This window comes from Burkholderia sp. SCN-KJ (assembly GCF_024656005.1).
Classification (GTDB): domain Bacteria; phylum Pseudomonadota; class Gammaproteobacteria; order Burkholderiales; family Burkholderiaceae; genus Burkholderia.
The window spans coordinates 155,545-168,390 of record NZ_JANKOG010000003.1 but is presented as its reverse complement, the minus strand read 5'-3'; the positions used below and the strand labels follow the sequence as shown (position 1 = coordinate 168,390).

Annotated in this window: 12 protein-coding genes and 1 pseudogene; 6 read left to right on the top strand and 7 right to left on the bottom strand. The window is 68.2% G+C overall.

Annotated elements, in window-relative coordinates:
- Nucleotides 1–89 precede the first annotated feature (89 nt).
- Nucleotides 90–971: a Dyp-type peroxidase gene (locus tag NQV17_RS06590; protein ID WP_257770647.1), complete on the top strand. Its 882-nt coding sequence runs from the start codon at nucleotides 90–92 to the stop codon at nucleotides 969–971.
- 100 nt (nucleotides 972–1,071) lie between these two features.
- On the opposite strand, the gene NQV17_RS06585 is transcribed toward NQV17_RS06590, so the two are convergent.
- Complete coding sequence (locus NQV17_RS06585) at nucleotides 1,072–1,473, bottom strand: OsmC family protein (protein ID WP_257770646.1); 402 nt, start codon at nucleotides 1,471–1,473, stop codon at nucleotides 1,072–1,074.
- Nucleotides 1,474–1,591: 118 nt separating this feature from the next.
- Nucleotides 1,592–2,512: a LysR family transcriptional regulator gene (locus NQV17_RS06580; RefSeq protein WP_257770645.1), complete on the bottom strand. Its 921-nt coding sequence runs from the start codon at nucleotides 2,510–2,512 to the stop codon at nucleotides 1,592–1,594.
- Between the two features lie 401 nt (nucleotides 2,513–2,913).
- Between NQV17_RS06580 and NQV17_RS06575 the strand changes: the two are divergent.
- The 3 genes and pseudogenes from NQV17_RS06575 to NQV17_RS06565 all read left to right on the top strand — a co-directional run bounded on the left by NQV17_RS06575 (nucleotide 2,914) and on the right by NQV17_RS06565 (nucleotide 5,918).
- Nucleotides 2,914–3,985, top strand: a pseudogene (locus tag NQV17_RS06575) (helix-turn-helix domain-containing protein).
- A complete protein-coding gene (locus tag NQV17_RS06570; protein WP_257770643.1) occupies nucleotides 3,934–5,250 on the top strand; it encodes an Nramp family divalent metal transporter in 1,317 nt (438 codons plus the stop codon). The pseudogene NQV17_RS06575 and the gene NQV17_RS06570 overlap by 52 nt, the downstream one beginning before the upstream one ends.
- Nucleotides 5,251–5,330: 80 nt before the next feature.
- The gene (locus NQV17_RS06565) at nucleotides 5,331–5,918 is read left to right on the top strand and encodes a phosphatase PAP2 family protein (protein WP_257770641.1); all 588 of its coding nucleotides are present in this window, start codon (nucleotides 5,331–5,333) and stop codon (nucleotides 5,916–5,918) included.
- Between the two features lie 7 nt (nucleotides 5,919–5,925).
- Here NQV17_RS06565 and NQV17_RS06560 read toward each other — a convergent pair whose 3' ends face one another.
- Nucleotides 5,926–6,114 carry a hypothetical protein gene (locus NQV17_RS06560; RefSeq protein ID WP_257770638.1) on the bottom strand — a complete coding sequence of 63 codons (189 nt, stop codon included), beginning with the start codon at nucleotides 6,112–6,114 and terminating at the stop codon, nucleotides 5,926–5,928.
- Between the two features lie 229 nt (nucleotides 6,115–6,343).
- Between NQV17_RS06560 and NQV17_RS06555 the strand changes: the two genes are divergently transcribed.
- Complete coding sequence (locus NQV17_RS06555) at nucleotides 6,344–7,132, top strand: SDR family oxidoreductase (protein WP_257770636.1); 789 nt, start codon at nucleotides 6,344–6,346, stop codon at nucleotides 7,130–7,132.
- Nucleotides 7,133–7,166: 34 nt separating this feature from the next.
- Nucleotides 7,167–8,183, top strand: a complete 1,017-nt coding sequence (locus NQV17_RS06550) for an NADP-dependent oxidoreductase (RefSeq protein WP_257770634.1) — start codon at nucleotides 7,167–7,169, stop codon at nucleotides 8,181–8,183.
- Nucleotides 8,184–8,339: 156 nt separating this feature from the next.
- On the opposite strand, the gene NQV17_RS06545 is transcribed toward NQV17_RS06550, so the two are convergent.
- The 4 genes from NQV17_RS06545 to NQV17_RS06530 form a co-directional block, all read right to left on the bottom strand.
- On the bottom strand, nucleotides 8,340–9,392 hold the full coding sequence (locus tag NQV17_RS06545; protein WP_257770632.1) for an AI-2E family transporter: 1,053 nt from the start codon (nucleotides 9,390–9,392) through the stop codon (nucleotides 8,340–8,342).
- Between the two features lie 231 nt (nucleotides 9,393–9,623).
- Complete coding sequence (locus NQV17_RS06540) at nucleotides 9,624–10,208, bottom strand: YSC84-related protein (RefSeq protein WP_124522622.1); 585 nt, start codon at nucleotides 10,206–10,208, stop codon at nucleotides 9,624–9,626.
- 51 nt (nucleotides 10,209–10,259) lie between these two features.
- Nucleotides 10,260–10,646 carry a YqjD family protein gene (locus NQV17_RS06535; RefSeq protein WP_044846611.1) on the bottom strand — a complete coding sequence of 129 codons (387 nt, stop codon included), beginning with the start codon at nucleotides 10,644–10,646 and terminating at the stop codon, nucleotides 10,260–10,262.
- A gap of 338 nt (nucleotides 10,647–10,984) precedes the next feature.
- Complete coding sequence (locus NQV17_RS06530) at nucleotides 10,985–12,835, bottom strand: ExeM/NucH family extracellular endonuclease (RefSeq protein WP_257770627.1); 1,851 nt, start codon at nucleotides 12,833–12,835, stop codon at nucleotides 10,985–10,987.
- Nucleotides 12,836–12,846: the final 11 nt, after the last annotated feature.

The window sequence follows — 12,846 nt, the reverse complement described above, 5'->3', positions numbered from 1 at the left end:
GGGCGGCGGGCGGCATCGATTACACTCTGCCGTTGCGCGCCGGCCGCTGCGGCCCCGCGGATTCACCCCGATACACTCCTGAGGAAACGATGAGCGACGTTCAGCAAGGCATCCTGGCTCCGATCGACACGGCGGCCCGATACCTCACTTTCACGATTTCGAACAACGTCAATGTGGCCGCGGCGCTCGCGGCATTGCGCGAGCTCGTCGACGGGCGCGACACGGTCGCAGGCTTCGGGCACGCGCTGGCCGCGCATCTCGGCCGCCCGATTCCGGGGCTCACCGCGTACCCGGCGTTCGCGGTGAACGACCGTACGCTGCCGATCACGCCGGCCGACGTCTGGGTCTGGCTGCGCGGCGACGATCGCGGCGCACTCGTGCTGCGCGCGCGGGCGATCGAGCGGGCGCTCGCGCCGGCGTTCGTGCTGCAGGACGCGGTCGACGGGTTCCGCTATTCGAACGATCGCGACCTGTCGGGGTACGAGGACGGCACCGAGAACCCGACCGGCGACGATGCGCTGGCCGCGGCGGTCGTCACGGGGCAGGGCGCGGGGCTCGACGGTTCGAGCTTCGTCGCGGTTCAGCAATGGCTGCACGACTTCGACCAGATGGAGCGCATTGCGTCGGGCGACATGGATCACATCATCGGCCGCCGCCGCTCGGACAACGAGGAGCTCGACGACGCGCCCGAGTTCGCGCACGTGAAGCGCACCGCGCAGGAGAGCTTCGAGCCGGAGGCATTCATGCTGCGCCGTTCGTCGCCGTGGTCCGATGCGCGCCGCGCGGGGCTCTACTTCGTCGCGTTCGGCTGTTCGTTCCGCGCGTTCGACGTGCAGATGCGCCGGATGAGCGGCGCGGACGACGGCATCGTCGACGGCCTGTTCCGCTTCACGCGACCGCTGACGGGCGCGTATTTCTGGTGCCCGCCGGTGAAGGACGGCAAGCTGGACCTGTCCGCGCTCGGACTCTGAGCGCCGGACGAGATCCGCAAACGGGCGGGCCGCGCATCGCGCGCGGCCCGCCCGTTTTGCTTGTGACGCGTCGATCGCGTGCGGCGCGGTACGCCGCCCGTCAGTTCAGCGTCGTTTCGATGCGCGTGCCGCGCTTGATGAACAGCGTCACCGGCGTCTTCTCGCAGATTTCCGCGAGCCGCTGGCGCTGCGCATCGTCGAGCGGGCCGTCGAGCGTCACGACGCGGCGCACGTATTGCTGCCCGTCACGATCGGCATGCAGTTCGGTGCGCACGTCGATGCGCGCGGCCGGCCACGTCTTGCGCTGCATGTACATGCGCAGCGTCGCGGCCGTGCATTGCGCGAGGCCGGCCAGCACGAACTCGAACGGTGCCGGCCCGAGGCCCCGTCCGCCTTCGCGCGGCGCTTCGTCGCCGGTCAGCGTGTGCGTGCCGGCCTGCAGCTGGACGACGTAGTCGGGCGCGTCGGCGGCGAGGGTGGCGGCAGCGTGGATGAGCGGCATGGCAAGTCTCCGGTAAGCGGGTAAGAGGCGGCCGCGACGATGCGCGGCGTGCGAGCCGTCAGCATACCGTCTCGAGGAAAAACGCGGCCGCTACGCGCGTCGACGGGGCTCGCCGGGATCAGCCGGCGACGCCGGCACTCCGGCGCACGAGCGTGGCGACGCGTTTGCGCACCCACTGGTGCGCGCGGTCGGTCTCGCGCGACTCGTGCCAGTACGCGAGCAGCGGAAACGGCTTGAGCCGCAGCGGCAGCGGCTGCACGGCGATCGGCAGCATCGCCGCCATGCGCAGCGCATACGTGCGCGGCAGCGTCAGCAGCAGGTCGCCCGCCGCGGCGATCTGGCAGGCGGCGAAGTAATGCTGGCAGACGAGCTGGATGTGACGGAAGCGTCCGTCGTTGCCGAGCAGCACGTCGAGCGATTGCGGTTCGCCGAGCGACGACACCGCGACATGCCGCGCGGCGAAATAGTCGCCGCGCCGCAGCGGACCACCGGTCAACGGATGATCGTGCCGCATCGCGACGACGAGCGAATCGTCGAGCAGGTGCTCGGTCACGATGCGCGGGCCGGACTGCACGCGTCGATCGACGGCCAGATCGAGGTTGCCCGACGCGAGTTCGCGTTCGATGTCGTGCACCGCGACGCGGCGGCTCACGAATCGCAGGCCCGGTGCTTCGCCGGCGAACGCGGCGACGATCTGCGGCAGCGCGATCGATTCGAGCACGTCGCGAATGCCGACCGCGATGCTCAGGTCGAGCGTCGCCGGGTCGAATGCCGCCGGGTCGCGCGCGGCGCGCTGCAGGCCGGCGAGGTGAAGCTGCACGTCCGCGATGATCGCGCGCGTGCGCTCGGTCGGCACGACGCGGTTGCCCTGGCGCACGAACAGCGGGTCGTCGAAATGCGCGCGCAGCCGGTTGAGCGCATGCGTGACGGCCGGCTGCGTCAGGTGCAGCGCACGGGCGGCCGCGCCGATGCCGCCGTGCACGTAGACCGCATCGAGCACGCGGAACAGGTTCAGGTCGAGACGATGATCGGCGGGCACGGACGAAGGCGGCGTGGTGGGCGGTGGAGCGATTCTAATGGATGCGCGAACAACGGAACGCGGGTGCGCGATGCGAGGCAGGCGTCACGATGCGAGTCCCCCCATCGGCATGCGCATTTCCGCGCGGCCAGATCATCGCTCGGCGACAGCCTGTAGAAATCCGCCATCATACTGTCACGGTCGGCCATTTCGTGACAAAGAGACGACCCGTTCGGCTAGTTCGGCTAAGATGCCGTCGCTTCATATTTCGAGATAGCCGTCGCTGTCGCACGTGTTCAAACCAAATATAAGCCTGACAGTTCGACGGTATTAAAAAAAGAAGTCGAAACAGTCCGGGGGCTTGGCCAGTGGAAGCAGCAGATCAGAGGTGGGTCGTAATCTATTTGAGTACGGGGTTTTCCTTGGCCGAGGCCGCGCGTCTTGGCGAGGCTTTCAACCTGGCGAATCGCCTGAACGCGTTCAATGCGGATTACCAGCTGAAGTACGTATCCGAAAACGGGGGATTGCTGCAGTCGTCGTCCGGTGTGCAGATCGCGGCCGATCCGCTCGGCGACGAGCATGGCCATCGTGCGCTCGCGTTCTTTCATCTTCATGGTGAGCGCGCGTCGATCAACTGGAACGATGCGTTGCGGCGCCGCCTGAGCGACATCCGCCGCCATGCGCGCTGGATCGTCGATGCGATGGGCCTGTCGACGCTCGCCGCGTCGCAGCGGCAGACGGAAGCCGATCGCGCGCGAACCGATCGCGCCCGCGATGCGACGGCCACGATCGAACTGCAGGCCGGCGAGGCCGACGTGTTCGCGACCGTGCTCGACATGTTTCGCGCCGATCTCGGCGACAGCGCCGCACAGGAGATCGCCAGCAACCTGATGCAGCCGGTCGAGCAGCGCTATGCGCAGTCGATGTGGGCGTTTCGCGAACTGAGCGCGAGCCCGTCGATCCGGATGTCGGTGCAGCAGCTGCGCGCGCAGAGCGCGAACCGCATTTCGGTTGCGGAAGTCGCGCAGACGGTCGCGATGAGCGAGCGCAATTTCCTGCGGCGCTTCAAGAAGGAAATCGGCGTGACGCCGACCGAGTTCGTGCAGCACGTGCGGCTCGAACGCGCATGCCACATGCTGGTCCACACGACGCTGCCGGCCGACAAGGTCGCGCGGCGCACGGGCTTCGGCAGCGGCGAGCGTCTGGCCAAGCTGTTTCGCCAGCGCCTCCTGGTGTCGCCGACCGAATTTCGCGTCGCCGAGCGCGAGCGGATCCTGACGAACGGTGCCGGGACGCCGGACCCGCAGGCCGATCCGCAGCCCGCGCCGCGGCTCGCGACAGCCGACGGCGAGCGGGCGAGCCGGGGTGTGCGGCGACGCGCGTGAGAAAGCGGGGCGGATGAACGTAAAATCACCGTGTCGCGATCACGATCCCCGGTTTCCATGCCCTTGCTCCCCACTACCGCCACAGCCCCCTTCTGCCCGTCGGAAGTAAAGGGCAGCATCACGATCGACGCCGGCGCGTCGCGCTGGATGAAGCTCAAGCGCTTCTTCGGCCCGGGCCTGCTGGTCGCGATCGGCTATATGGATCCCGGCAACTGGGCCACCGACATCCAGGCCGGCTCGCAATTCGGCTATTCGCTGCTGTGGGTCGTCGCGTTCTCGAGCGTCGCCGCGATCTTCCTGCAGATGCTCGCCGCGCGGCTCGGCCTCGTCGCGGGCAGGGATCTCGCGCAGGCCAGCTACGACCGCTATGGCACCTTCGGCCGCATCGTGCAGTGGGTGACAGCCGAGGTGTCGATCATCGCGTGCGACATCGCCGAAGTGCTCGGCTGCGCGCTCGCGTTCAAGCTGCTGCTCGGCGTGCCGCTCGCGTGGGGGATCGTGCTGACCGCGCTCGATACGGTGATCGTGCTCGGGTTGCAAGGCAAGGGCGTCCGGCAGATCGAGGCGATCGTGCTCGGGTTGATCGCGACGATGGCGTTCTGCTTCGTCGCGCAGGTCGCGATCACGCCGCCCGACTGGCATGCGGTCGCGAAGGGGCTCGTGCCGGGCAATCCGGGCCATGACCGCAAGGACGCGATCGTGCTCGCGCTCGGCATCGTCGGTGCGACGATCATGCCGCACAACCTGTATCTGCATTCGTCGGTCGTACAGACGCGCCATGTCGTCGGCGGCGCGCGCGGCCTGATCCGCGACACGCTCGCGCTGGTGCGCATCGACACCTGCGTGTCGCTGTTCGTCGCGATGCTCGTCAATGCGGCGATCCTGGTCGTCGCGGGCGCGGCGTTCCATGCGACCGGCCAGCACGACGTGACCGACATCGAACAGGCGTACCGGCTGATCACGCCGATCGCGGGCGGCGCGGCCGCGCTGCTGTTCGGCATCGCGCTGCTCGCGTCGGGGCAAAGCTCGACGCTGACCGGCACGATCGCCGGCCAGGTGATCATGGACGGCTTCCTGCATACGAAAATCCCGTGCTACCAGCGCCGGCTGATCACGCGCGGGCTCGCACTGGTGCCCGCGCTGATCGGCGTGCTGTGGCTCGGCGAAAACTCGGTCGGGCAACTGCTCGTCTGGAGCCAGGTGCTGCTGAGCCTGCAACTGCCGTTCGCGATGTGGCCGCTGATCCGGTCGGTCAGCGATCGCAACACGATGGGCGAGCATGCGATCGGCCGCAGGATGCAGGCCGCCGCCTGGGTACTGTTTGCCGTCATCACCGGCACGAACCTGCTGCTGATCACGGGTGTCGCGGGCTGATACAGCTTGTCACAGGCTGAAACAGGCGCGTGGCGCGCCTGCGTTAAACTGCGCCTTTTGCCAGCCGTTCGACGTCCGTCATGTGGAGTGAAATCAGCAACATCGGCGATGCCGCGCTGACCTTGCCGGTCGCGCTGACCTGCGCCGTCTGGCTCGCGCTGTCCAACTGGCGGCTCGCGGTGCGCTGGCTCGCGCTGCTCGCGGCCGGCATGAGCCTGGTCGGGGCGACCAAGATTCTCTATGCGGGCTGCGGTGTCGAGATCCCGCAGCTCGATTTCCGCGTGATCAGCGGCCATACGATGCTGTCGACGTCCGTGTGGACCGTCGCGCTGTCGATGCTGTGGCAGGCATTCCGTCCGGGCAAGGAGCCGGGCGTGGCGGCCGGTCTCGTCGTCGGCGCGCTGACGGGCGTCGCGCGCGTGTTCGACCATTCGCACACGGTCCCGGAAGTCGTCGTCGGCTGGCTGCTCGGCGCGCTGGTCGCGCTGGTGTTCCTGCGCGCCTACCGGCGGGCGCACAAGCGCGCGTTCTCGCCGCGCATCGCGGCCGTCTGCCTGCTCCTCGTGTCCGGCATCGCGTACGGGCATCGCGCACCGTTCCAGCAGATGATCGACACGCATTCCCCGCAGTTCTGCGCGTTCGTGCGCACGTCCGGCGACGGGTTCTGACGGCTGTTCATTGCCGCGCATCGGTGCGCCGGTGCCGGATGCGGTCGTCGCCACGGCGGCGACCTTCCTCCGAGTCCCATCCCATTCGTTCTCCGTCATCGTCAAAAGCCGGTTCCCGGTCGTTATCGAGCCGATATCCGCGGTGATCGGCCGTGCCGCGCCCGCCCGGCCCGCCGCCCGCGGAGCCGAAGGTCATGAGCCATGTCTATGACCGGGCATTACGAAGATTCATTTCATCGATTGGCGGCAATCGCGTACGCTGGCGTTCGTTCGAGCGGGGCCGGCAGCGGCCGGCCGCCGGATTCGTCCGGCGCGGTGCGGCCGGCTCGCTATACTCGCGCATACCGCGCGGCCGTCGGCCGGCGCACGGCAACCGCCGTCGCGGCACCGGTCCGCCGCGACGATTCACGACAGGAGCAGGTCCCATGACAGTCGTTTCCCCGCGCCTCGCAGGCAAGTGCGCGTACATCACGGGCGCCGCCGGCGGCCTCGGCCGCGCGATCGCGCGCCGGATGGTCGAGCAGGGCGCGCGCGTGTTCCTGACCGACATCGCCGACGCGGCGGTGCTCGATGCATTCGCCGACGAACTCAACGCGGGCCACGCGACGCCAGTCGCGTTTGCCGCGACGCAGGACGTCCGCGACGAAGCGCGCTGGCAAGCGCTGCTCGCGCAGGCGGTCGATGCGATGGGCGGGCTTTCGGTGCTCGTCAACAACGCGGGTGTCGGCTCGATCGGCTCACCCGCGCAGATCGAACTGGACGAATGGCGGCGCGTGATGGCGGTCAACGTCGAGAGCATCGTGCTCGGCTGCAAGCATGCGCTGTCGTATCTGGCCGAGAGCCATCCCGCATCGATCATCAACATCTCGTCGGTGGCCGCGTTCAAGGTCGAGCCGGATTTCACCGCGTACAACGCGTCGAAGGCCGCGGTCGCGTCGCTGACGAAGTCGGTCGCGATCGACTGCGCGCGCCGCGAGATCGACGTGCGCTGCAACTCGATTCACCCGGCGTTCATTCGCACGGGAATCGTCGAGCCGCTGTTCCAGTCGCTCGGCGAACGCGATGCGACGCGCAAGCTCGCGCGCGGCATTCCGCTGCGCCGGCTCGGCGAACCGGACGACGTCGCGCATGCGGCCGTCTATCTGGCATCCGACGAAAGCCGCTTCGTGACGGCCGCCGAACTCGTGATCGACGGCGGCATGTGCGCGGTCTGACGCGCATCGATAAACACAACCGGAGGAGAACATCGTGTCGACACCCGTGAACCGCCAGCTGCTGCTGAAGACACGCCCGGAAGGGCGGGTCGGCCGCGAACACTTTTCGTTCGTCGAAACGCCGGTGCCGGCGCTCGCTGACGGCGAAGTGCTCGTGCGTGTGCTGTATCTGTCGATGGATCCGACCAACCGCGTGTGGATGAGCGACGTGCCGCAATACCTGCCGCCCGTCGCGATCGGCGAGGTGATGCGTGCGCTCGGCATCGGGCGCGTGGTCGCGTCGCGCCACGCGGGGTTCGCGCAAGGCGATCTCGTGCAGGGGCTGGTCGGCTGGCAGGACTATGCGCGGGTGCCGGCCGACCAGGCCGCGCAACTCGTGAAGCTGCCCGCGCAGTCGGGCCTGCCGCTGCCGACGCTGCTCGGCGCGTGCGGGATGAGCGGCCTGACCGCGTACTACGGGCTGACCGACATCGCGCCGGTGCAGCCCGGCGAGACGCTCGTCGTGTCGGCCGCGGCCGGGTCGGTCGGCTCGATCGCCGGCCAGATCGGCAAGATCCACGGTGCGCGCGTGGTGGGTATCGCGGGCGGCGCGGACAAGTGCCGCTACCTGACCGAGACGCTCGGCTTCGACGCGGCCGTCGACTACAAGGCCGACGATTTTCGTGAGCAGTTGAAGGCGGCGACGCCGGACGGCGTGCACGTGAACTTCGAGAACGTCGGCGGCGAGGTGATGCGCGCGGTGCTGTCGCGGATGGTGATCGGCGGGCGCGTCGCGCTGTGCGGCGTGATCTCGAACTACAACAGCGGCCGCGCGGCGGACGACGTCGGCGTGCTGATCTCGAAGCGGATCACGATGCGCGGCTTCCTGATCCTCGACTACCGCAAGAGCCGCGAAGCGGTGCAGACGCTCGCAGGGTGGCTGCGCGACGGCCGGCTCAAGGCCGAGGAAACCGTCGCCGACGGGCTCGAAAACGCCCCCGACGTGCTGAACCGCCTGTTCGACGGCGACCATCGCGGCAAGCTCGTGCTGCGCGTCGATCCGGACGCATGAGCCGTCGCGCTCGCGCGCATTGAGTCCGAATATTCCGGTATCAGTTTAGGACTTGCTCAAATATTTTTCCGGTCGCTCTCCCTAAAGTAATTGTCGGCAAACGGCGGCGCGCGATCGAACCAAGCGGTGCATCTTCGGCATCCGTGACGCGCGGCGTCACTCCCCCTGTTCGGCGCGCGCGTAGATGTCCCAGCTCGCCATGAACAGCGCAGCGACGAGCGGCCCGATCACGAAGCCGTTGATGCCGAACAGTGCCATCCCGCCGAGCGTCGAGATCAGCACGACCCAGTCGGGCATCTTCGTGTCCTTGCCGACGAGGATCGGGCGCAGCAGGTTGTCGACGAGGCCGATCACGCCGACGCAGAACGCGACGAGGATCACGCATTTCCAGATCGCGCCGATCGCGAGGAAGTAGAGCGCGGCGGGCACCCACACGAGGCTCGCGCCGATCGCCGGCAGGAGCGACAGGAACGCCATCAGCGCGCCCCACAGCACGACGCCCTCGATCCCGAGGATCCAGAAGATCAGGCCGCCGAGCGCGCCCTGCACGAGCGCGACCGCGATGTTGCCCTTCACGGTTGCGCGCACAACCGTCGTGAACTTCGCGAGCAGCAGGTTCTTGTGCTCTTCGTCGAGCGGCAACGCGCGGCGCACGCGGCGGCCGATCTCGCCGCCGTCGCGCAGCAGGAAGAACACCATGTACAGCATCACGCCGAAGCTGACGACGAACTGGAACGTGTTCTGACCGATGCTGAGCGCCTGGGTCGCCGCGAACTGGCTGATCTGCGCGGCGCCGTCGGTCAGCTTCTTCTGGATGCCGGGGATGTTGGTCAGCCCGTATTTCTGCAGCAGGTTCTGGATCGACGTCGGCAGCGCATGAATGATGTCATGGAAGTACTGCGAATAATTCGGCTGCGCGCTCTTCAGTTCCTGGTACACGTACGCGATTTCCTGCACGAGCGTCGCCATGACGAACACGAGCGGCAGGATCACGATCAGGATGATCAGCGACATCGTCACGAGCGCGGCCAGGTTGCGCCGCTTGCCGAAGCGCGCGGCGAGCCAGCGCTGCACCGGCTGGAACAGGATCGCGAGAATGGTGCCCCAGAAGACGGCGCCGGAGAACGGCGCGAGTATCCAGCACAGTCCGACGGTGACCGCGAACAGCAGGAAATAGAAGAATTTTTGGTGATCGTGTCCGCTATCCATGGATGGTTCGCGCAGATTGATGCCTGGTTTGATTGAATTTCGTTGCCTCGGGCGCGATCGGCTCGCGAACGTCACGGATGTCGCGGCGCAGCGCGGCAGGGCGGCCCGATCGGCAGTATGCCCGCAAAGGTGCCGCCATCATACCCGCCGCGCGCGGCGCACGAGAAAACGCCGCGGCCGGGGCCGCGGCGTTGCCGGGAAGCGAACCGGCCCGGAGGCCGTGCCGCATCGTCAGATGTGGAGCCGGGTGACCTTGGTGCCGCTGACCGACAGATCGCCCATCAGGCCCGCGTTGGTCAGCACCAGCACCTCGACCGGTGCGGTGGCCGTGTTGGAGTCGATCGCGCCGTTCGCGCCCATCTTCACGACCGCGACGGAGGCGTCTGCGCCGGCCGACCAGCCTTCGGACTTGCGGAACGAGTCGAGCGCATCCTGCGTCATGAACAGGAACACGATCGCCTTCGATTGCGCACCGGCCTGCAGGCCGACCGACAGCGACGACGTGTTGTAGTAGCCGACGGTGCTGCCGCCGACGCGCAGCGCGCCGTTGCCGGACTGGCCGCCGACGATGAGGCCGGCCTGCAGCACGTTCGGGAACACGAGCACGCCGCGCGATTTCGCGACGAGTTCACGCGAGCCCGGCACCGTCGAATAGAGGCGCGACAACGTCGCGTTCACGCTCGCGTCGATCGACTCGCGTTTCGACGCGCTGGCCGACGCGTTGTCGGGTTTGTTGGGGGTGGTGGTGCAGCCGGCAAGTGCGAGACTGGCGAGCATGACGGCGGCGGCGGCTTTCAGGGCGAGGGACTTCTGCATGGCGTTTCTCCTTCGTTGTCGGGGGGAGGAAGGACGGGGTAGTCGCCCCGTTCAACGGCGGGAAAGGAGCAGGCCGGCGACGAACGCGAGGCCCGCGACGACGCCTGCGGTCTGCCATGGATTGTCGTGCACGGCTTGCGATACGCGTTCGGCCGAATCGCGCAGCCGCGCGACCGCGGTGCCCGACGCGTAGTCGAGCGTGCTGCGCGCTTCGTCGAGCCGCGCCTGCACGCGCTTGCGCAGCGCGGCGATATCGCCGTCGCCGTCGTTCTTCAGCAGGTCTTCCAGTTCATCGACCAGCCCGCGCAGATCGTCGGACACGTCCGCATGCAGGTCGCGAGCCGCCGAGCGCGTCGTGCGTCCCACGCGCCGGCCGGTGCGACGGATGTCGGACAGGCCGCGGTCCAGCTTGTGTTCGATCGAGTCGGTGAGCGCCATGGTGTTTATCCTCCTTCGATTTGATTTGCAGGCTAATTTGAAGATAAGACGAATCCCAGCAACCAATGTGATTCACATCAGCCAATTGAGTTTCGAGACAAATTTTCAATTCGCCGGCAAATTTCCCGGGAAGCCCCGCGCAATGGGACGGGGCGGCGGTTGAAAAAATTTCGCGCTTCGGGGCGAAGCGACCAGCAAGCCGTTGGCGCGACGTGAAAGTCCGGTAAATATGGCGTCGCCCGATGCGCCAGGTAAATAGTGCCGTTGCACGCATCACGCTGATGCAATTGCACTAATCGCCCGTCTCTCGGTGGAGCAGGGTTTGTGCCCGCGATGGCTCAGGTGGCGCCTTCGTCCGGTGCGAGGTCGATGACGACGGGGTCGTGATCCGACGAGCGATAGGCATCGGGTGCGTAATAGGCCGCCCGTTGCGCCGCGGTTTTGTAATCGGGCACGGATTGCAGCGCGACCGGTTCGTCGGCATTGATGTGCCACGCATGCGCGGCCTTCACGCGCGCGGCGAGCGGCGACGTGGCGAGTGCGTGGTCGAGGTTGCCCGCTTCGCCGCGGAATACGTAGCTGTAGCCGGCGTTGCCGGCGAAGCGGGCGACGAGGTTCGTGTAGCCGCGCGATTCGAGCGCGCGCAGCGGGTCTTCCTTCGCGTAGCTGTTCAGGTCGCCGATCAGCAGCACGCCGTCGGCCGGGGCGCCGGTCGGCGACGTGGCGAGCCACGCGGCGATGCGTTCGGCCGCACGCGTGCGCGTCGCGTTCCAGCAGCCTTGGCCGTCCGACTGGTCGAGATCCGGGCCGCTCGCCCGTGGGCAGTTCTTCGATTTCAGGTGATTGACCGCGACCGTGAATGCGCGGGTGCCGCCGATGCGCCGGAACGTCTGCGCGAGCGGCGGGCGATTCCCGCCGTCTAGCGCGACGGTCGCGGCGCGCCCGACGGGTTCGATCGTCCGGCTGTCGTACAGCAGCGCGACCGCGATCGCATCGCGGCCGAGTCGCGCCGTGCCGGGATCGACCGCGCGCCAGCCGTCGCCGAGCCGGGCCGCGAGACGCTGCACGGCGCTCGCGGGGCCGTGGCCGTTGTTCGCGATTTCCATCAGGCCGATCACGTCGGCGCGCAATGCGCGCAGTGCGGCGACGATCTTCGCTTCCTGGCGGGCGAAGACGGCGGGCGTCTTCGCGCCGCGATTGGCCGGATCGTCGAAGCCGCCGCCGGTTCCGTCGCCGTTGAAATAGTTGAAGACGTTGAACGACGCAACCCGCACGTCGGCCCGCGGATGCCGCGGCGGTGCATCGGTCCGGGGATTCGATGCGGCGTCGAAGACCGGCGCAGACGCCGGCACGGGCTGCACTCGCCACGTGCCGTAGCGCTGCTCGAGCACACCTTCGACGCCGCGCACCGTGTAGCCCGCGCGCAGCGTGTTGGCGGCGCCCAGCGCAGGCGGCGGATAGCGGGCGGTCGCGGGGTTCACGCGGCTCGAACCGTCGTCGAGCACGATGCGATTGCGGGCATTGGCCGCCGCCTGCGCGGCGGCGTCAGCCGGCGGCACCACGTGCGTCGGCATGTAGAGGCGGCCGTGGCTGAGCACGATGCTGCCGTAGCGGCCGAGGTCGTAGGTATCGCTGACGGTCAGCGTTTGCGGAAAGCGCACGCGCATGCCTTCATGCGCGGCGAATACGGACTCGCTGTCGACCGGCAGCACGAGCGCGGCCGGCGTGACGGCCTGCCCGCGCGCGCAGACGGCCACGCGGCCCGACAGTGCCAGTTGCGTGCGGCCGTACTTCTGCTCGATCCTGCCGGTGACGTGCACGCGTTCGCCCGGGCGGACGCGCGCGTGCGGCGCGTAGACGAACAGGCCTTCCGGGACGCCCGGCCGGTGGCGCCGCTGCGCATCCGCCTGCTGGACGAAGAATCCGCCGAAGCCGTCGGCACCGCCGAATGCCGCGGTGACGATCGCTTCGATCGACGCGGTGCGCCCGGCCAGCGGCGACCGGCCGCCGGCATGCCGGAGGTCGGCAATCGCCGTCGTGGGGCCGCCGCAGCCCGCGCTGACCGGCAGCGCGGTGGTGGTGGTGGCGCTGGCGGCCGGCGCTGAAAGGCCAAACGCGGCAAGCGGGGCGAGCGGGGCGAGCGTGGCGAGCGATGTGGCGAGCGCGAGCGGTGGCATCAGGCGTGACATGGAATGCTCCA

What these genes read in the sequence shown, in the direction of transcription:
- NQV17_RS06590 (WP_257770647.1), top strand. Translation starts at nt 90, where the DNA reads ATGAGCGACGTTCAGCAAGGCATCCTGGCTCCGATCGACACGGCGGCC.
- NQV17_RS06585 (WP_257770646.1), bottom strand. Translation starts at nt 1,473, where the DNA reads ATGCCGCTCATCCACGCTGCCGCCACCCTCGCCGCCGACGCGCCCGAC.
- NQV17_RS06570 (WP_257770643.1), top strand. Translation starts at nt 3,934, where the DNA reads ATGCCCTTGCTCCCCACTACCGCCACAGCCCCCTTCTGCCCGTCGGAA.
- NQV17_RS06565 (WP_257770641.1), top strand. Translation starts at nt 5,331, where the DNA reads ATGTGGAGTGAAATCAGCAACATCGGCGATGCCGCGCTGACCTTGCCG.
- NQV17_RS06560 (WP_257770638.1), bottom strand. Translation starts at nt 6,114, where the DNA reads ATGACCTTCGGCTCCGCGGGCGGCGGGCCGGGCGGGCGCGGCACGGCC.
- NQV17_RS06555 (WP_257770636.1), top strand. Translation starts at nt 6,344, where the DNA reads ATGACAGTCGTTTCCCCGCGCCTCGCAGGCAAGTGCGCGTACATCACG.
- NQV17_RS06545 (WP_257770632.1), bottom strand. Translation starts at nt 9,392, where the DNA reads ATGGATAGCGGACACGATCACCAAAAATTCTTCTATTTCCTGCTGTTC.
- NQV17_RS06540 (WP_124522622.1), bottom strand. Translation starts at nt 10,208, where the DNA reads ATGCAGAAGTCCCTCGCCCTGAAAGCCGCCGCCGCCGTCATGCTCGCC.
- NQV17_RS06535 (WP_044846611.1), bottom strand. Translation starts at nt 10,646, where the DNA reads ATGGCGCTCACCGACTCGATCGAACACAAGCTGGACCGCGGCCTGTCC.
- NQV17_RS06530 (WP_257770627.1), bottom strand. Translation starts at nt 12,835, where the DNA reads ATGTCACGCCTGATGCCACCGCTCGCGCTCGCCACATCGCTCGCCACG.